This window comes from Mycolicibacterium sp. TUM20985, assembly GCF_030295745.1.
Classification (GTDB): Bacteria; Actinomycetota; Actinomycetes; order Mycobacteriales; family Mycobacteriaceae; genus Mycobacterium.
In genome coordinates, this window is record NZ_AP027291.1 from 2,387,672 (window position 1) to 2,405,837 (window position 18,166).

Annotated in this window: 18 protein-coding genes; 12 read left to right on the forward strand and 6 right to left on the reverse strand. The window is 69.1% G+C overall.

Annotated features, from left to right (window positions below; all coding sequences use genetic code 11):
• The first annotated feature begins 8 nt into the window (after positions 1–8).
• On the forward strand, positions 9–1,382 hold the full coding sequence (locus QUE68_RS11680) for a HAMP domain-containing sensor histidine kinase (RefSeq protein WP_284226189.1): 1,374 nt from the start codon (positions 9–11) through the stop codon (positions 1,380–1,382).
• Here QUE68_RS11680 and QUE68_RS11685 read toward each other — a convergent pair.
• Together QUE68_RS11685 and QUE68_RS11690 are read right to left on the reverse strand one after the other, a co-directional pair.
• Complete coding sequence (locus QUE68_RS11685; RefSeq protein WP_284226190.1) at positions 1,352–2,032, reverse strand: response regulator transcription factor; 681 nt, start codon at positions 2,030–2,032, stop codon at positions 1,352–1,354. The genes QUE68_RS11680 and QUE68_RS11685 overlap by 31 nt on opposite strands.
• 1 nt (position 2,033) lies before the next feature.
• The gene (locus QUE68_RS11690) at positions 2,034–3,173 is read right to left on the reverse strand and encodes a hypothetical protein (protein WP_284226191.1); all 1,140 of its coding nucleotides are present in this window, start codon (positions 3,171–3,173) and stop codon (positions 2,034–2,036) included.
• 127 nt (positions 3,174–3,300) lie between these two features.
• Between QUE68_RS11690 and dop the strand changes: the two genes are divergently transcribed.
• From dop to prcA, 4 genes are all read left to right on the forward strand, one after another.
• Positions 3,301–4,809 (forward strand): depupylase/deamidase Dop, encoded by a 1,509-nt coding sequence (gene dop, locus QUE68_RS11695; RefSeq protein ID WP_284226192.1) that lies wholly within the window; start codon positions 3,301–3,303, stop codon positions 4,807–4,809.
• Positions 4,810–4,891: 82 nt separating this feature from the next.
• Positions 4,892–5,083 (forward strand): ubiquitin-like protein Pup, encoded by a 192-nt coding sequence (locus tag QUE68_RS11700; RefSeq protein ID WP_284226193.1) that lies wholly within the window; start codon positions 4,892–4,894, stop codon positions 5,081–5,083.
• The gene (gene prcB / locus QUE68_RS11705; RefSeq protein WP_454786249.1) at positions 5,080–5,973 is read left to right on the forward strand and encodes a proteasome subunit beta; all 894 of its coding nucleotides are present in this window, start codon (positions 5,080–5,082) and stop codon (positions 5,971–5,973) included. Before QUE68_RS11700 ends, prcB begins: the two co-directional genes overlap by 4 nt.
• Positions 5,970–6,704 carry a proteasome subunit alpha gene (gene prcA, locus QUE68_RS11710; RefSeq protein WP_284226195.1) on the forward strand — a complete coding sequence of 245 codons (735 nt, stop codon included), beginning with the start codon at positions 5,970–5,972 and terminating at the stop codon, positions 6,702–6,704. The genes prcB and prcA overlap by 4 nt, the downstream gene beginning before the upstream one ends.
• On the opposite strand, the gene QUE68_RS11715 is transcribed toward prcA, so the two are convergent.
• The 3 genes from QUE68_RS11715 to QUE68_RS11725 all read right to left on the reverse strand — a co-directional run bounded on the left by QUE68_RS11715 (position 6,701) and on the right by QUE68_RS11725 (position 8,743).
• On the reverse strand, positions 6,701–6,925 hold the full coding sequence (locus tag QUE68_RS11715; RefSeq protein WP_284226196.1) for an Rv1893 family protein: 225 nt from the start codon (positions 6,923–6,925) through the stop codon (positions 6,701–6,703). The two genes, prcA and QUE68_RS11715, sit on opposite strands and share 4 nt — an antisense overlap.
• Before the next feature lie 73 nt (positions 6,926–6,998).
• Positions 6,999–8,468 (reverse strand): alpha/beta hydrolase, encoded by a 1,470-nt coding sequence (locus QUE68_RS11720; RefSeq protein ID WP_284226197.1) that lies wholly within the window; start codon positions 8,466–8,468, stop codon positions 6,999–7,001.
• Complete coding sequence (locus tag QUE68_RS11725; RefSeq protein WP_284226198.1) at positions 8,465–8,743, reverse strand: DUF7162 family protein; 279 nt, start codon at positions 8,741–8,743, stop codon at positions 8,465–8,467. Before QUE68_RS11725 ends, QUE68_RS11720 begins: the two co-directional genes overlap by 4 nt.
• Positions 8,744–8,873: 130 nt before the next feature.
• Here QUE68_RS11725 and pafA point away from each other — a divergent pair, with 130 nt between their 5' ends.
• The 7 genes from pafA (at position 8,874) to QUE68_RS11760 (ending at position 17,205) form a co-directional block, all read left to right on the forward strand.
• On the forward strand, positions 8,874–10,232 hold the full coding sequence (pafA, locus tag QUE68_RS11730) for a Pup--protein ligase (RefSeq protein ID WP_284226199.1): 1,359 nt from the start codon (positions 8,874–8,876) through the stop codon (positions 10,230–10,232).
• Positions 10,233–10,248: 16 nt separating this feature from the next.
• Positions 10,249–11,244 carry a helix-turn-helix transcriptional regulator gene (locus QUE68_RS11735; RefSeq protein ID WP_284226200.1) on the forward strand — a complete coding sequence of 332 codons (996 nt, stop codon included), beginning with the start codon at positions 10,249–10,251 and terminating at the stop codon, positions 11,242–11,244.
• A 98-nt stretch (positions 11,245–11,342) separates the two neighbouring features.
• Positions 11,343–12,323 carry a helix-turn-helix transcriptional regulator gene (locus QUE68_RS11740; RefSeq protein ID WP_284226201.1) on the forward strand — a complete coding sequence of 327 codons (981 nt, stop codon included), beginning with the start codon at positions 11,343–11,345 and terminating at the stop codon, positions 12,321–12,323.
• Between the two features lie 30 nt (positions 12,324–12,353).
• The gene (gene tatA, locus QUE68_RS11745) at positions 12,354–12,611 is read left to right on the forward strand and encodes a Sec-independent protein translocase subunit TatA (protein ID WP_284230878.1); all 258 of its coding nucleotides are present in this window, start codon (positions 12,354–12,356) and stop codon (positions 12,609–12,611) included.
• Positions 12,612–12,670: 59 nt separating this feature from the next.
• Positions 12,671–13,621, forward strand: coding sequence for a twin-arginine translocase subunit TatC (tatC, locus tag QUE68_RS11750; protein ID WP_284226203.1), 951 nt, complete (start codon positions 12,671–12,673; stop codon positions 13,619–13,621).
• Positions 13,605–16,373: a DEAD/DEAH box helicase gene (locus QUE68_RS11755; protein WP_286275636.1), complete on the forward strand. Its 2,769-nt coding sequence runs from the start codon at positions 13,605–13,607 to the stop codon at positions 16,371–16,373. The genes tatC and QUE68_RS11755 overlap by 17 nt, the downstream gene beginning before the upstream one ends.
• A 49-nt stretch (positions 16,374–16,422) precedes the next feature.
• Positions 16,423–17,205, forward strand: a complete 783-nt coding sequence (locus QUE68_RS11760; protein WP_284226207.1) for a DUF4333 domain-containing protein — start codon at positions 16,423–16,425, stop codon at positions 17,203–17,205.
• Here QUE68_RS11760 and QUE68_RS11765 read toward each other — a convergent pair.
• Positions 17,202–18,161 (reverse strand): 5'-3' exonuclease, encoded by a 960-nt coding sequence (locus QUE68_RS11765; RefSeq protein WP_284226209.1) that lies wholly within the window; start codon positions 18,159–18,161, stop codon positions 17,202–17,204. The genes QUE68_RS11760 and QUE68_RS11765 overlap by 4 nt on opposite strands.
• Between the last annotated feature and the right edge of the window lie 5 nt (positions 18,162–18,166).

The window sequence follows — 18,166 nt, forward strand, 5'->3', positions numbered from 1 at the left end:
GAGCCGCTATGGCGAGACCATTCACGGGCAACTGGGGCGTCTCCGCGCGATCGGCCTTCGTCGCGGCGACCGTCGTGTTCGTGGCGCTCGGTGTCGCGGGGGCCGGGCTGGCGGCAATTCTCTACCGAACCATGCTGGCGGGCATTGATTCCGCGGCCGCCACCCGGGTCGGTGAGGTCGCCGAGCAGGTCGTGCAACGCGGGGCGGCGGGCGTCGATCCGGCGATGCTCGAGACCGATCAGCGGATCGTGGCGGTCCAGGTGATCGGCGGCAACGGCACGGTGCTCCTGCGGTCGCGATCGGCGCCGGACACCCCGCTGGTGGCGATGGGGGACGTCGGCGACGGGTTGCGGATCGGGATGCCAGAGCAGTCCTCGCCCCTGGGCCGCATCCGCGTCAGCGCCCAGACCGTGACGGGTCCGGACGGCCGGTACACCGTCCTCGTCGGTGAGGGCAGTGCGACGATCGCGTCGACGGTGTGGGCCGTGGTGGTCGCGTTGGCAATCGCCGCACCCGTGGTCGTCGCGGTGTCCGCGGCGGCCACCTACGTCCTGGTGCGTCGGTCCATGCAGTCCGTCGACGACATCCGGTCCCGGGTCGCCGACATCACCACCTCCGATCTCACCGAGCGCGTGCCGGTGCCACCCGGTCGCGACGAGGTCGCCGCGCTGGCGGTCACCATGAACGAGATGCTGGCGCGCATCGAGGCGGGGCACGACGCGCAGCGGCGGTTCGTCGGCGACGCCTCCCACGAACTGCGGAGCCCGCTGACCACGATCATCTCCGCTCTCGAGGTCGCCGTGGCCCATCCGGAGTTGCTCGGCGGTGAGCTCGCCACCACGACGTTGTTGCCCGAGGCGCTCCGCATGAAGGACCTCATCGACGATCTGCTGCTGTTGGCCAGGGCCGACGAACGCGGTCTGGACATGGCGCGCGAAGACGTCGACCTCGACGACCTCGCAGGCATCGAAGTCGAGCGCCTGCGCAGGGAGACCACACTCGACGTCGGGGTCGACCTCGAACCCACCCGGGTGACGGGTGACCCGGCGGCGTTGGCACGGGTGCTGCGCAACCTGCTCGACAACGCCGCCCGGCATGCGGCCTCACGGGTCCACGTATCGGTCCGGCGGGTCGGTGCGCACGCGCTGCTCGAGGTCGCCGATGACGGAGCGGGTATCTCACCGGAGGATCGACGCCGCGTCTTCGACCGCTTCGTCCGACTGGATCCGGACCGGTCCAGGAGCGCCGGCGGGACGGGTCTGGGCTTGGCGATCGTGCGGGAGATCGTGCTGGCGCACGCCGGTCGGGTGACCATCGGTGACGGCATCGAGACCGGGACGACGGTGTCGGTTCAGCTACCCTCGCCCGAATCGAGCCGGTAGCCGACACCCCGAACGGTATCGATCGTCTTGGTGCCGAACGGCACGTCGATCTTGCGCCGCACGTAGCCCACGTACACCTCGACCACGTTGTCGGCACCGTCGAAGTCGGCGTCCCACACCGCGTCCAAGATCTGGGCCTTGGTGACGACCGAATCCTTCTGGCGCATCAGGTATTCGAGTAGGCCGAACTCACGGGGCGTCAGCGAGATGACGGTTCCGTCGCGCTCCACCCGACGGCGGGCCGGGTCCAGTGACAACGAACCCGCCCTCAGCACGGGCGGACGCTGCGGCGCCGACCGCCGCAGCAGGGCCCTCAGCCGGGCTACCAGCACGATGAACGAGAAGGGTTTGGTGAGATAGTCGTCCGCGCCGAGCTCGAAGGCATCGGTCTGGTCGTACTCGCCGTCCTTGGCCGTCAACATCATCACCGGCGTGTGCACGCCGCGGGCTCGCATCCGCCGCAGCACCTCGTAGCCGTTGAGGCCCGGAAGCATGATGTCGAGGAGGACGACGTCGAACCTGTTCTCCACGGCCTGCGCCAGCCCGTCGATACCGTTCGCCACGGCGACGACGTCGAACCCCTCGGCTTGCAGCCCGACCGTCAGCGTCGAGGCGAGCCGCGCTTCGTCTTCGACGACGAGCACCTTCATCTCAACCACCCCCGAGCGCGCGGACGTGGGCGCGGTAGCGGTTGCGGGCCAACAACGTCAGCTTGAGGTCGTCGATGAGCGGGTCGAGGAAGCGTTCGCGGTATTCGGTGTCGACGACCGCCCTGGCGCTGACGTACATGAACGTCAAGGCGCCCAGGAACATCGTCACGTGAATCAGGGCCTGCGGCACCGGGATCATCATGCCGAACACCGTGCCCTCGCTCGGACCGTTGCGGGTCCACAGCGCAAGCAGTTCGGGGCTCAGCACGATCAAGCCGAGCATCAGGAAGATGATGCCGGTGACGATCGCGACCATCAGGATCTGGGCCATCTGGGTGGCGGCGAGGACGAAGACCACGTTGGCCCGTTCCAGTCGGGTCAACCGCTCCGGTGCGGCCAGATCCGGCAGGGTCTCGAACGGCGTGCCCTCCAGGCGCTCGGCATGGCGCGGCGATACCGTCGCGGTCTCCAGGGTCGGCCTGGCCCGGTTGAGCAGCCGCGAGACGACGAAGGTCGCGGCGATTAGAACCAGGAACGCCACTGCCACCCAAAGCCGCTCACGGCTGATGGTGGAGGCCATGACCCACACCGGTGAGTTGAAGAACACCAGGACGGTCAGGAGCACCACCGGCAGCGCACCGACCAGCAGGTCGCCCATGGCGGTGAGCTGGGAAAGCGTCAGCCGGCCCGCCCAGCCGAGGACCGAGCCGAGACCCGAGGCGGTCAGCACTGCCACCAGTGCCACGGCGACACTCGTCGCGACGACGTCGCCCAGATCGTGCAGCAGTACGGGGGTGGCCAGCGCCACGATCGCGGACAGCACCGAGGCCACGGCCCTGGCCCGGCCGGTCGCCATCCTCGCGACCAGCCATCCGACCAGGAAGGCGAGGGGGAGTGCCAGCAGGAGGACCACCAGCACGAACCACTGCGCCGTCGACGGCACTCCGTCGACCTCGACGTCGGTCGATCCCGTGAGCAGGTAGACCATCAGCAGGCACGCCGAGATGGTGCCGATGCCGGCCAGGGCGGGCGCCGATCGCGACCACAGCTTGCGCAGCCGCGCGCGCTGAGTCAGCACCGCCGGCAAACCCCTTGCGAGGAACCAGGATTCGGCTTCAAGCCGGTCGGTGGGTGTGGACATCGGGCCAGATCTCCGTTCGGCTCGGCCCCGCAACGTGTGCGGGGCACGGGATAGTTGACCAACAACGTGCCCCGCGTGCAAGCGTGGGCCGTGACCGGCGCCAACGGCCTTCGCCTAGGCTGAGCGCATGCAACGGATCATCGGTACCGAGGTCGAGTACGGGATTTCTTCACCGTCCGATCCGACCGCGAATCCGATCCTGACGTCGACGCAGGCGGTGCTCGCGTACGCGGCCGCCGCGGGCATCCAGCGGGCGAAGCGGACACGGTGGGACTACGAGGTGGAGTCTCCGTTGCGCGACGCACGCGGGTTCGACCTGAGCCGTGCGAGCGGACCGCCGCCGATCGTCGACGCCGACGAGGTCGGCGCGGCGAACATGATCCTCACCAACGGCGCTCGGCTCTACGTCGACCACGCCCACCCCGAGTACTCGGCCCCCGAGGTCACCGATCCGCTGGACGCGGTCATCTGGGACAAGGCCGGCGAACGCGTGATGGAGGCGGCGGCACGCCACGTGGCCAGCGTGCCCGGCGCGGTCAAGCTGCAGCTGTACAAGAACAACGTCGACGGCAAGGGCGCGTCGTACGGAACCCACGAGAACTACCTGATGAGCCGGCAGACACCGTTCTCGGCGGTGATCGCGGGGCTGACGCCGTTCCTGGTGTCCCGACAGGTGGTCACTGGTTCGGGACGCGTCGGCATCGGACCCGCCGGTGACGAACCCGGCTTCCAGCTCACCCAGCGCGCCGATTACATCGAGGTCGAGGTCGGCCTGGAGACCACCCTCAAGCGCGGCATCATCAACACCCGCGACGAGCCGCACGCCGACGCCGACAAGTACCGGCGGCTGCACGTGATCATCGGGGACGCGAACCTCGCCGAGACGTCGACCTACCTCAAGGTGGGCACCACGTCACTGGTCCTCGATCTCATCGAGGAGGGGCCCGCAAACGGGTTCGACCTCTCCGATCTGGCCCTGGCGCGACCCGTGCACGCCGTCCACGTCGTCAGCCGGGACCCGTCGCTGCGCGCTACCATCGCGCTCGCCGACGGTCGCGAACTGACTGCCCTTGCGCTGCAACGCATCTACCTGGACCGGGTGGCCAAGCTGGTCGACTCCCGCGATCCTGACCCGGCGGCCAGTCGCGTGGTCGAGACGTGGGCTCACGTACTCGACCTGCTCGAGCGGGATCCGATGGAGTGCGCGGAGATCCTCGACTGGCCCGCCAAGCTGCGCCTCCTCGAGGGTTTCCGGCAGCGCGAGAACCTGGCCTGGTCGGCACCGCGGTTGCACCTCGTCGATCTGCAGTACTCCGACGTCAGGCTCGACAAGGGGCTCTACAACCGCCTCGTCGCCCGCGGCTCGATGAAGCGTCTGGTCACCGAGCAGCAGGTCATCGACGCCGTAGACAACCCGCCCACCGACACGCGCGCCTACTTCCGCGGAGAATGCCTGCGCAGGTTCGGCGCGGACATCGCCGCGGCCAGTTGGGACTCGGTGATCTTCGACCTCGGCGGCGACTCGCTGGTGCGAATCCCCACGCTGGAGCCCTTGCGCGGCAGCAAAGCGCACGTGGGGGCGCTGCTCGACTCCGTGCACAGCGCCGCCGAACTCGTCGAGCAGCTCACCACCTGACGACCGGCATTTCGACCACCGCCCGGTAGGGTGGAAGAACTGGCGGGCTCCGTAGTCCGTTGAAGACGAGCAGGAGGCAGCGATGGCTCAGGAGCAGACCAAGCGTGGTGGTGGCGGCGATGACGACGGCGCCACCGGCAGTACTGCAGCTGGCCAGGAGCGTCGAGAGAAGCTCTCCGAAGAGACCGACGATCTGCTCGACGAGATCGACGACGTGCTCGAGGAGAACGCCGAGGACTTCGTCCGGGCATACGTCCAAAAGGGCGGACAGTGACCTGGCCGCATAACGAACGGCTGCTTCCCTTCCCACCGAACCCCGGAGTCTCCGGCCCGCAGTCCCTTCCGATGGACACGTCGTCCTTCTCTGAGCTGCTGCGGCGCCAGGCTCCGCATCTGTTGCCGGCAGGCTCCACGGCCGAGGACCTCACCGTGAGCAATGCCCTGCCGCACGGCACGACGATCGTGGCCATCAAGTTCGCGGGTGGCGTGCTGATCGCCGGTGATCGACGGGCGACCCAGGGCAACATGATCGCCGGGCGTGACGTGCAGAAGATCCACGTCACCGACGACTACACCGCGACGGGCATCGCGGGCACCGCGGCCATCGCCGTCGAGTTCGCCCGGCTCTACGCCGTCGAACTCGAGCACTACGAGAAGCTCGAAGGCGTCGCGCTGACGTTCGCCGGCAAGGTCAACCGGTTGGCGATCATGGTGCGCGGCAACCTCGGTGCGGCTCTGCAGGGGTTCGTGGCGCTGCCGCTGCTCGTCGGGTACGACCTCTCCGACCCCGACACCCAGGGTGCCGGCCGCATCGTCTCGTTCGACGCCGCCGGCGGCTGGAACGTCGAACTCGAGGGCTACCAGTCGGTGGGCTCGGGGTCGCTCTTCGCGAAGTCGTCGATCAAGAAGCTGTACTCCCAAGTGTCCGACGCCGACTCGGCGCTCGCCGTGGCGATCGAGGCCCTGTACGACGCGGCCGACGACGACTCGGCCACCGGTGGTCCCGACCTGGTTCGCGGCATCTACCCGACGGCCGTCGTGATCGAAGCCGAAGGGGCGCAGGAGGTCACCGAGGAGCGCGTCGCCCGAATCGCCCGCGAGGTCATCGACAAGCGAACCCGTGACGATTCGTTCGGTCCTGACCATGGGACGGTGCAGCTGTGAGCTTCCCGTATTTCATCTCGCCCGAACAGGCGATGCGCGAGCGTTCCGAGCTTGCCCGCAAGGGCATCTCGCGGGGGCGGAGCGTCATCACCCTGGCCTACTCGGGTGGTGTGCTGTTCGTCGCGGAGAACCCGTCGCGGTCGCTGCAGAAGGTGTCCGAACTCTACGACCGGGTCGGCTTCGCCGCCGTCGGCCGGTTCAACGAGTTCGACAATCTGCGTCGCGGCGGCATCCAGTTCGCGGATACGCGCGGCTACGCCTACGACCGGCGGGACGTGACGGGTCGCCAACTCGCGAACGTCTACGCCCAGACCCTCGGCACCATCTTCACCGAGCAGGCCAAGCCCTACGAGGTCGAACTGTGCGTGGCCGAGGTCGCGCACTACGGCGAGACGAAACCACCTGAGCTGTACCGGATCACCTACGACGGCTCCATTGCCGACGAGCCGCACTTCGTCGTGATGGGCGGTACCACCGAGCCCATCATCACGGCGTTGAACGACACGTTCAAGGAGAACGCCGGTCTGAACGAGGCCGCGAAGATCGCGGTCGACGCGCTCAAGTCCGGTATCGCGGCGAGTGTGAGCGGCGGTGCCGAACCGCGGTCGCTGAGTGCGGCCACGCTGGAGATCGCGATCCTGGACGTCAACCGTCCGCGGCGGGCGTTCCGGAGGATCACCGGCTCGGCGCTGGAAGCGCTTCTGCCGGTGGAGGATCCGGCCCAGGGTTAGATCTCGTCGACGTCCTCGGTGCGGCCGGTGGCGATCTCCTTGAGCTTGTCCACCGAATGCGTGGCGATGTCCATCGAACTCGCGACGATGCCCTGCACGCCTTCGGAGACGTCACCCTTGAGGATGTGGCCCGCGCTGTCGACGATGTCCGCGGACCGCTCGACGGCGTTGGTCGCGATGTCCTTGACGGACTCGATCGCGTCCCTGGGGTTGAAGCCCATCAGGTTCTCCTCTTCGACGACACTCGACGACTCTCGTGTCGACAGTATCCCCTGAGACGGTGCCGGGTGACGGTCAGCCGGCCAGCCTGATGTGCTCGCGGTCCCCGACGATGACCGCCAGGACGTTGCGCCATGCGTCGGACCCGGGGACGCTCAGGATGTCGGTGTGCGCCGCGGGCCCCGCCATCGGGCGTCCGTCGTCATACCGGCCGGTGGCCAGGCGGATGACGCCCGGCATCCGGTCGGGGTCGGCGCCGTGCGGCCCGCCGACGATGCCCTGGACCAGCTGGATCGGATCGGTCGGAGCCGTCATCGAGAAACGCAGGACGTGCGGGTTGCGGTCGTGCCACTCCTCGGGACCGTCGACGCCGAATCCCGCCCCGGCTGCCGCGGCGTACACGGTGCGGTCGGCCGTCAGCCCCAGCGCCTCGGCGGTGCCGAGGATGGCACCGCCGTAGGAGTGTCCGACGTAGGTCACCGGGATGCGTCTGCCGGTGGCATCGACGGTGGCGTCGACGTCGCGGCTGAACGACACCAGCCGTGGCGCCATGTCGATCGCGAACCGTGGGGTGGCGGCCTCCAGGAGCGCGCCCACCACCGTGTCGGCCTGCGGGAAGGGCCCGCCGAGGTAGGTGATCGCCGCGACCGCACCGCGCGTCGCCGCCACGAACCGTCGAGCCGACGCGGTCTCCTCCGCCGAACCGTCGATCGTGGTGTTCATGCCGGGCACGAACACCGCGACGCTGCTCGCGGTGGCGACGTCACCGTTGAGTTCGACGAGCGAATCTCGCGCGGGGTCGAAGGCCAGGATCTTGCGGTCGACGCGGCCGCCACCGCCGGCGGGGTCCGCGACCTCGCCGAGCAGGCCACGGTAGAAGGTGGTGCGCGGCGACGCGTCGCGGTCATCCAGCCGTTCGACGATCGCCTGGGCGATGTTGGTGCGGTTGGCCGCGATTCGGTCCTCCCACGGCACCCCGTCGGTATTGCCAGCCGCCGGATCGGCCAGCCGATCGACGGTGGCCAACGCTTCGCGGACATCGGTGGCGGCGTCGTCATCGGCGTCGCCCACCCGGTTCAACGCGGTGACGATCTGTCGGGTCAGCTCGCGGCCGCGCCCCGCGAGCATCCCGGCGGCGACGCCGGCGTCGTTGCCCGACAACATGATCAACAGAGTCGACGGAGCTGCCTCGGGCACGGCAGACCCGTCGTCGGCTACCGCGAAGCCCTCGGCGCGTGCCGCCTCGACGTGCGCGGCAAGGTCTCCCTGCGCGGCGGCGATCTGATCGGCGGCGTCCCGCGCCGCGACCGCCGCCAGCACCAGGGCCCGTGCGACGGCGTCCCCGCCCAGGGCGAACGCCTCCGCCTCGACACGCGCGGCGTCGGCGGCGGTGCCGGTCCAGACCGCTTCGGTGTCCCGTCCCGCGCGGGAGGCTGCCGCCGCGTGGGCGTGGACGGCGCGGGCCGTGTCATCCCAGGCCTCGGCCAGCCGCCGCAGCGCGTCGGTGCGCCACGCGAGCGCCGTCGTCAGCGGCGGTCGGCTCATCGGGACCCGTCGAGACGGCTCCGGTGGTCCAGCTCAGCCCGTTCGATAGCCGCGACGGACGTCCGAACGGCCGATGCCCACGCCCGCATCCGGGCGGCGACGTCGGCGACCCGGTCCTGCACCGACTCGGCCTCGGTCGCCGTGCCGACGGCAGACCCCGCCACGGCAGCCGATGCCAGGGTGGGCCAACGGATTTCATCGAGCCTGTCGGCACCGTCGAGTACGCGGTCGGCGAGGGCCCGAACGGCCTCCGCGTCCATCCTCACTGTCCCCATGGCCCCGATGCTGTCCGACGGCGGCCCCGCGCCGCTCGATTCATCCACAGGCCGGAAAAACACCCCGGATTGCAGACTCCGGTAGCGGGTGTCACTACGGGCGGGACGTGTAACCCGTAAGCTCGGTGAGGTGCAGCGGCGAATCATGGGCATCGAGACCGAATTCGGCGTGACGTGCACTTTTCACGGCCACCGGCGCTTGTCTCCCGACGAAGTTGCGCGCTATCTGTTTCGGCGCGTGGTGTCGTGGGGCCGCAGTTCCAACGTGTTCCTTCGCAACGGCGCCCGGCTCTATCTGGACGTGGGCTCCCACCCCGAGTACGCGACCGCCGAGTGCGACAGCCTCATTCAGCTCGTCACCCATGACCGCGCAGGTGAGCGGGTGTTGGAGGATCTGCTGATCGATGCCGAGCAGCGGCTCGCCGACGAGGGCATCGGTGGGGACATCTACCTGTTCAAGAACAACACCGACTCCGCGGGCAACTCCTACGGCTGCCACGAGAACTACCTCATCGTGCGCGCCGGCGAGTTCTCCAGGATCTCGGACGTGTTGCTGCCGTTCCTCGTCACGCGTCAATTGATCTGCGGCGCGGGCAAAGTGCTGCAGACCCCCAAGGCCGCCGCGTTCTGCCTCAGCCAGCGGGCCGAACACATCTGGGAGGGCGTCTCCAGCGCCACCACCCGCAGCAGGCCGATCATCAACACCCGCGACGAACCGCACGCCGACGCCGAGAAGTACCGTCGCCTGCACGTCATCGTCGGCGACTCCAACATGTGCGAATCCACCACCATGCTGAAGGTGGGCACCGCCGCGCTGGTGCTCGAGATGATCGAGGCGGGGGTGCCGTTCCGGGACTTCTCGCTCGACAATCCGATTCGCGCGATCCGCGAGGTCAGCCACGACCTGACCGGACGCCGCCCGGTACGGCTGGCCGGCGGTCGGCAGGCCAGCGCGCTCGACATCCAGCGGGAGTACTACAGCCGCGCCGTCGAGCACCTGCAGACCCGTGAGCCCAACGCCCAGATCGAGCAGGTCGTCGACCTGTGGGGCCGTCAGCTCGACGCCGTCGAGAGCCAGGACTTCGCCAAGGTCGACACCGAGATCGATTGGGTCATCAAGCGCAAGCTGTTCGAGCGCTACCAGGACCGGTACGACATGGAGCTGTCGGATCCCAAGATCGCGCAGCTGGACCTGGCGTACCACGACATCAAGCGCGGTCGCGGCGTGTTCGATCTGCTGCAACGCAAGGGTCTGGCTGCCCGCATCACCACCGACGAGGACATCGACGCGGCGGTCAACGAACCTCCGCAGACCACCCGGGCGAAGCTCCGCGGTGAGTTCATCAGCGCCGCGCAGGCCGCCGGTCGCGATTTCACCGTCGACTGGGTGCACCTCAAGCTGAACGACCAGGCGCAGCGCACGGTGCTGTGCAAGGACCCGTTCCGTTCGGTCGACGAGCGAGTCAAGCGACTGATCGCCAGTATGTAGCGACTAAACTCGCCGGGTGGGGATCTCCAAAGTCGAGCGGTTGATGAACCTGGTCATCGCGCTGCTTTCCACGCGCACGTTCATCACGGCCGAACGGATCCGCGAGACCGTTTCCGGTTACTCCGAGAGCCCCAGCGACGAGGCGTTCTCGCGAATGTTCGAGCGGGACAAGAACGAGTTGCGCGATCTCGGCATCCCCCTGGAGACGGGACGGGTGTCGTCCCTGGATCCCACCGAGGGTTACAAGATCAACCGGGAGGCGTACGCGCTGGCGCCGGTGGAGCTCACCGCCGACGAGGCGGCGGCCGTCGCCATGGCCACCCAGCTGTGGGAGTCGCCGGAGCTGGTGACCGTCACCCAGGGCGCCCTGCTCAAGTTGCGGGCCGCCGGTGTCGACGTCGACGTGCCGGAGTCGGCGGTCGCGATCACCACCACCGCCGCACTGCCGGGACTGCGCGGATCCGAGGACGTCCTGGGCACCCTGCTCACCGCGATCGACTCCGGCCAGGCAGTGCAGTTCAGGCACCGCGCCTCCCGCAGCGACCCGTACACCGAGCGCACCGTCGAACCCTGGGGCGTCGTCACCTTCGGCGGCCGCTGGTATCTGGTGGGCCACGACCGCACCCGTGACGCGACGCGCACGTTCCGGCTGTCGCGCATCGATGCCGGCCTGACCGCCGTCGGGCCGAGAGATGCGGTGAGCAGGCCGGACGGGGTGAATCTGCGCGAGATCGTGCACCGTGCCGTCGCCGAGGCGCCGCCCAGCGCACAGGGGCGGGTGTGGGTCGCCGAGAGCCGCGGGACGGTGTTGCGACGTCAGGCCGCGACTGTCACCGCGAAGACCGTGTCGGGACGGGCCGGCGACGAGCTCGCCCTCGACATCGGCAGGCAGGACCGGCTGGCGCGCGAGATCGCCAGCTGCGGTGCCGACGCCCTCGTCCTGGAGCCAGAGTCGTTGCGGCAGGACGTGATCGAGCGCTTACGGGCGCAGGCGGGAGCGGATCGCGCATGAGGGCCCAGCGAGAAGCGGAGGGGATCGCGCATGAGGGCCCAGCGAGAAGCGGAGGGGATCGCGCATGAGGGCCCAGCGAGAAGCGGAGCGGATCGCGCATGAGTAGCGTGTCGACCCGCCTGGTGCGGCTGCTCAACATGGTCCCGTACTTCCAGGCCAACCCGCGGATCACCCGCGCGGAGGCCGCCGCCGAGCTCGGCGTCACCGAGGAGCAGCTCACGCAGGATCTCGATCAGCTGTGGATGTGCGGGCTGCCCGGGTACGGGCCGGGCGACCTCATCGACTTCGAGTTTTCCGGTGACACCATCGACGTCACGTTCTCCGCGGGGATGGATCATCCGCTGCGGCTGACGTCGCCTGAGGCGACCGGCATCCTGGTGGCCCTGCGGGCGCTGCTGGAGGTGCCCGGCATCGTCGATCCGCAGGCCGCCCGCAGCGCGATCGCGAAGATCGAGTCGGCGGCGGGCACCGCGACGGGGGCCCGCGAGGGTGCCGACGCCGCGACCGACGAGCCCGCGCCGATCGAGAGCGGCACCGCCGCGGCGGCGCGCAAGGCGGTCCGTGATGGCCGGGCGCTGTCGCTGGACTACTACTCGGCGTCGCACGATGCGCTGTCCAGTCGCGTGGTGGATCCGATCCGCGTGGTCCTGGTCGCCGACCACACCTACCTGGAGGCGTGGTGCCGGGCCGCCGAGGGGGTCAGGCTGTTTCGGTTCGACCGCATCGTCGACGCGCGGGTGCTCGACGAACCCTCGTCACCGCCGGAGCCCGCCCTGCAGGCCCGCCCCGACACGTCGCTCTTCGATGCGGACCCGTCGCTGCCCGCGGCGACGCTGCTGATCGACCGGTCGGCCGCCTGGATGTTCGACTACTACCCGCTGCGCGTGCTGCGCGAATTGCCCGACGGCGCCTGCGAGGCGGCGATGACGTATGCCTCCGACGGGTGGATGGCGCGCTTCGTCCTCGGCTTCGGGGCGGCGGTGCGCGTACTGGAACCGGCGGCGCTGGCCGACCGGGTGCGTGAGTCCGCCGCGGCGGCGCTCGAGGCGTACGACGTGCTCGAGGCCGATGGCGGGTAGACTCGTCGACAACATCTGGAGGTGTCTGAATTGGGTGGTCTACAACCGTGGCACTGGTTGATCGTCATCGCGGTTTTCGTGTTGCTCTTTGGTGCCAAGAAGCTTCCCGACGCTGCGCGGTCGCTCGGCAAGTCGATGCGGATCTTCAAGTCGGAGATCAAGGAGATGCAGGCCGACGGCAAGGACGAGGCGCCGACGCCCGCTGCGCCGACCGCGCCCACGTCGATCACGTCGGAGCGGGTTCAGCCCGCGCCGGTCGAGCAGCCCACCGAGCAGCGACCCGCCTGACGGATCTCTCCCTTCGGCGCGCCGCGAGGCCGCGCCGCTAGGTGGCGCCCGGACACTACGTGCAAGCCCCCGGAATCTTCGCGAAACTCGATCCCCGTCGTCGTCGCTCCAAGGCGAATCCCGACGGGACTATGGCGCTCGTCGATCACCTGCAGGAGCTGCGCAATCGCTTGCTGATCGCGGTCGCGGCCATCTTCTTCACCACGATCTTCGGGTTCTTCTGGTACACCCACGGCTTCTTCGGCGTCCGCAGCCTCGGCGACTGGCTGCGCGAACCGTACTGCTCGCTGCCCGCGTCGGCCCGCGCGACCATCGCGCCCGACGGGGAATGCCGGTTGCTCGCCACCGCGCCGTTCGATCAGTTCATGCTGCGGCTGAAGGTCGCGCTGACCGTCGGCGTGGTGCTGGCGTGCCCGGTATGGCTGCAGCAGTTGTGGGCGTTCATCACGCCCGGCCTCTACAAGAAGGAGCGGCGCTTCGCATCGGCGTTCGTAGCCGTTGGCGCGGCCCTGTTCATCACCGGCGCCGTGCTGGCGTACGTCGTGCTGTCGACGGCGTTGAGCTTCCTGCTCACCGTGGGCAGCGACGTCCAGATCACTGCCCTGTCGGGTGACCAGTACTTCAGCTTCCTGCTCAACCTGCTGCTGGTGTTCGGGATCAGCTTCGAGTTCCCCCTCCTGATCATCATGCTGAACCTGGTCGGAATGCTGCCGTACGAGAAGTTGAAGGCCTGGCGCCGAGGGCTGATCTTCGGTCTGTTCGTATTCGCCGCCTTCGCGACGCCGGGCTCGGACCCGTTCTCGATGTTGGCCCTGGCCATGGCGTTGACGCTGCTGCTCGAGTTCGCCATCCAGATCGCGCGCGTCAACGACAAGCGCAAGGCCCGCAAGGCCGCCCTGGAGGACGTGCCCGACGACATGGCCGCCCCGCTCGGTGACGTGGAGCCCGTCGAACCCCCGACAGCCGTGCCCACTCCGTCCCGGCTGGGTATCGATGACCAAGCCACCTGAGGCCGCCCCCGGTGACACCCAGCTCGACGAGTTCACTCGGCAGTTGCCGTTCTCGCTCGACGACTTCCAGGTCCGTGCCTGCCGTGCGCTCGAGGCCGGGCACGGCGTGCTGGTGTGCGCTCCGACGGGCGCCGGCAAGACGGTGGTCGGCGAGTTCGCGGTGCATCTCGCGCTCGCGGCGGGCCGGAAGTGCTTCTACACCACGCCAATCAAGGCGCTGAGCAACCAGAAGCACAACGATCTGGTTCAGCGCTACGGTCCCGAGCGCATCGGCCTTCTGACCGGCGACCAGAACATCAACGGCGACGCACCGGTGGTCGTGATGACCACCGAGGTCCTCCGGAACATGCTCTACGCGGATTCTCCTGCACTGCAAGGTCTTTCACATGTCGTGATGGACGAGGTGCACTTCCTCGCCGACCGGATGCGTGGCGCGGTGTGGGAGGAGGTGATCCTGCACCTCTCCGAGGACGTTCGCCTGGTCAGCCTCTCGGCGACGGTGAGCAACGCCGAGGAGTTCGGCGGCTGGATCCAGACCGTACGCGGTGACACGACGGTCGTCGTCGACGAGCACCGGCCGGTGCCGCTGTGGCAGCACATGATGGTCGGCAAGCGGGTCTTCGACCTCTTCGAGGGCGCAGACGCGCAAGGTGCCCGCACCCTCGTCGACCCCGACCTGATCCGGCACATCGCCCATCGGCGGGAGGCGGACCGGTTGTCGGACTGGCAACCTCGCGGCCGGGGACGTCCGGGCCAGCGTGGCGGCCGCCCGACGCTGTACCGGCCGCCGTCCCGGCCCGACGTCATCAGCGTCCTCGATCACGAAGGGCTGCTGCCCGCCATCACGTTCGTGTTCTCCCGTGCCGGGTGCGACGCGGCGGTCAAGCAGTGCCTCCGGTCGTCGTTGCGGCTCACAGACGACGAGCAGCGGGTACGCATCGCGGAGGTGATCGACCGTCGGTGCGCCGATCTCGACGATGCCGACCTGGGAGTGCTGGGCTACTACGAGTGGCGCGAAGGGCTGCTGCGCGGGCTCGCCGCCCACCATGCGGGCCTGCTGCCGGTCTTCCGCCACACGGTCGAGGAGCTGTTCACCGCGGGGTTGGTGAAGGCCGTCTTCGCCACGGAGACACTGGCATTGGGCATCAACATGCCGGCCCGCACCGTCGTGCTCGAGCGGTTGGTGAAGTACAACGGTGAGCAACACGCCCCTCTGACGCCGGGGGAGTACACCCAGCTGACGGGTCGCGCAGGCCGCCGCGGCATCGACGTCGAGGGTCATGCCGTCGTGCTGTGGCACCCGGACGTGGAGCCCGCCGACGTCGCGGGTCTGGCGTCCACCCGGACGTTCCCGCTGCGCAGCTCGTTCGCACCCTCGTACAACATGACGATCAACCTGACCCAGCACATGGGTCCCGAACAGGCACATCGACTCCTGGAGCGGTCGTTCGCGCAGTATCAGGCGGACCGGTCCGTCGTCGGGCTGGTCCGCGGTGTGACGCGCGGTGAACGGATGATGGACGAGCTCGCCGCCGAGTTGGGTGGACGGGACGCACCGATCCTGGAATACGCCCGCCTGCGCGCGACCATCTCCGAACGCGAACGAACCCAATCCCGCGCGTCGCGGCTGCAGCGCAGGCAGGCCGCCAACGACGCCCTGGCCAACCTGCGGCGCGGTGACATCATCACGATCGGGCAGGGGCGCCGCGGCGGCCTCGCGGTGGTGCTCGAACCCGCCGGGGACCGTGAGGACCCCCGACCGCTGGTGCTCACCGAAGATCGCTGGGCGGGCCGCATTTCGTCGACCGACTTCTCCGGATCGTCGGTCCGGTTGGGGTCGATGAGCCTGCCGAAGCGGGTCGAGCACCGGCAGCCCAGGGTGCGTCGCGATGTCGCGTCGGCGCTGCGGTCGGCGGCGGCGGGGTTGCACGTTCCCACCGGACGGCCGAAACGCGGTCAGTCGGGCCACGATCAGGAGCATGACGTGGATCCCGAACTGGCAGCGTTGCGCGAGCAGCTGCGCGCCCATCCCTCGCATCACGTTCCCGATCGGGACGAGCGGGTCCGGGTCGCCGAGCGCCTCCTGCGGATCGAACGGGACAACGCCGACATCCAGAAGAAGGTCGACGCGGCGACCAACTCCCTCGCCCGCACCTTCGACCGCATCGTGGTGCTGCTCACCGAACGTGGCTTCATCGAGGCGGCGGACGGCGATCTGAAGGTCACCGCCGACGGGCAGCTGCTGGCCCGCATCTACAGCGAGAGCGATCTCCTCGTCGCCGAATGTCTGCGCAGCGGCACCTGGAACGGCTTGGACTCCGCCGAGCTGGCAGGTGTGCTGTCCTCGGTGCTCTTCGAGTCGCGCGGCGACACGCCCGGTGCGTCGCCCGTCGTCGAGGGTGCGACGCCCGCCATGCGGCGGGCTCTGTCGCAGACCCGTCGGGCGTGGTCGGAGATCCGGGCCGACGAGCAACGGCACCGGCTGCCCGCCAGCCGCGAACCCGATCCTGGTTTCGTGGCGGCCATCCATCGTTGGGTGACCACCGGAGACCTGTCGGCCGCGCTGGCGGCATCGGATGCCTCGGGCACCGGATCACCGCTGTCGGCAGGCGATTTCGTGCGCTGGTGTCGGCAGGTGCTCGATCTGCTGGACCAGGTGCGCAATGCCGCCCCCACATCGTCGTTGCGGACGTCCGCGAAACGTTCGATCGAGGCGATTCGGCGCGGCGTCGTGGCTGTTGATGCGGGGTAGTGTGTGGCCACGGTTTCGATTCTGACGATGGAAGCAACAAGGAGAGACGATGAGCGGACCGCAGGGATCCGACCCCACCCAGCCGTGGGCGGGTCAGCAGCCGGCCGACCCCGCTTGGCAGCCTCAGGCTCCCGAACAGCCGCAGCCGCAACCCGAACAGCCCGCGTGGGGCCAGCAGCCGCCCGCCTACGGTTCCCCGCCTCCCGCCTACGGCGGCCAGTCGTATCAGCAGCCGCAGTACGGGCCGCCCCCGGGGCAGTACGACCCGAACCAGCAGTACGGCCAGCAGCCCACCGCGTACGGCCCGACGTCCTACCCGCAGCAGCCCCAGTACGGGCAGCCACCGCAGTACGGGCAGCCGCCGCAGTACGGCCAGTACGACCCCAATCAGCAGTACGGCCAACAGCCCGGCCAGCCCGGCCAGCCCGGCCAGCCCGGCCAGTACGACCCGAACCAGCAGTTCACGCCGTACTCGACCAGTGATGCGGGTTCCAAGAAGTCGATGGGCCTCGTCCTGGGCGTCGTCGGTGCCATCGTCGCGGTCATCGTGATCGCCGTGGGCATCCTCGGCTTCTGGAAGCCGGGCTGGTTCGTGACCACCAACCTCGACGTGAACGCCGCGCAGTCCGGCGTGCAGCAGATCCTCGGCGACGAGACCAATGGTTACGGCGCCAAGAACGTTCAGGACGTCAGCTGCAATGACGGCGCGAATCCGAAGGTCGTCAAGGGCGGCACGTTCGACTGCGAGGTCAGCATCGACGGGACCAAGCGTCAGGTGACGGTCACGTTCCAGGACGACAGCGGCACCTACGAGGTCGGCAGGCCCCGCTAGCCAGAGGGGAGTGCGTCGAGCGCCTTCTGCAGGCGCGCGACGGACGACATGACCCCGAAGTGGCCGGCCAGTGCGGCGACCGTCCTGGGATCGCGGGCGCTCAACGGAAGCGCATCCGAATCGGTCGACATGCCCACTTCGGCGTCGGTGGCCACCCGCACCACCTTCTCCGCGGCGGCCACGTAGTCGGTCGCGGCGCTCAGCTTCTTCCGTTGTGCCGCAGGCATCTTCGACGAGGGATCGGCTGCGGCGGCCATGATTTGCTCCAGCGAGCCGTGCTGCGCCAGTAGCGTCGCCGCCGTCTTCTCGCCGATCCCCGTCACGCCGGGTAGCCCGTCGGAGGGATCGCCGCGCAGCAGCGCCAGCTCCGCATACGCGGCGCCGGCGCGATCCAGTGGCACGGCGTACTGGTCGGCCACCTCCCTGGGGCCGAACATCGTCGCCTTGGCCAGTCCGCGGCCGATGTAGAAGACCCTGACCCGGACGGGATCGTCGGCCACCAGTTGAAGTAGATCCCGATCGCCGCTCACCACGACGACGGGGTCGCGCCGCTCGCGAGCGGCCAACGTGCCCAGCACGTCGTCGGCCTCGTAGCCGGGCGCCCCTGCGGTGGCGATGCCGAACGCGTCGAGCACCGCCATGATCATCTCGACCTGCGGGGTGAGGTCGTCGGGCACTTCCTCGACGTCGGGTTGTCCTGCGGCGCCCTCTCGTTCGACGCGGTGCGACTTGTACGACGGGATCAGGTCGACCCGCCACTGCGGCCGCCAGTCCAGGTCCAGGCAGACCACCAGCCGCGCCGGGCGTTCCCGGGTGATCAGCGTCGCGACGGCGTCGAGGAACCCGCGTAGGGCGTTCACCGGGCGGCCGTCGGGCGCCGTGATCGACGACGGGACGCCGAAGTAGGAACGGAACCACATGCTGGCTCCGTCGAGGAGCATGACGGGTGCGGTCATCGCAC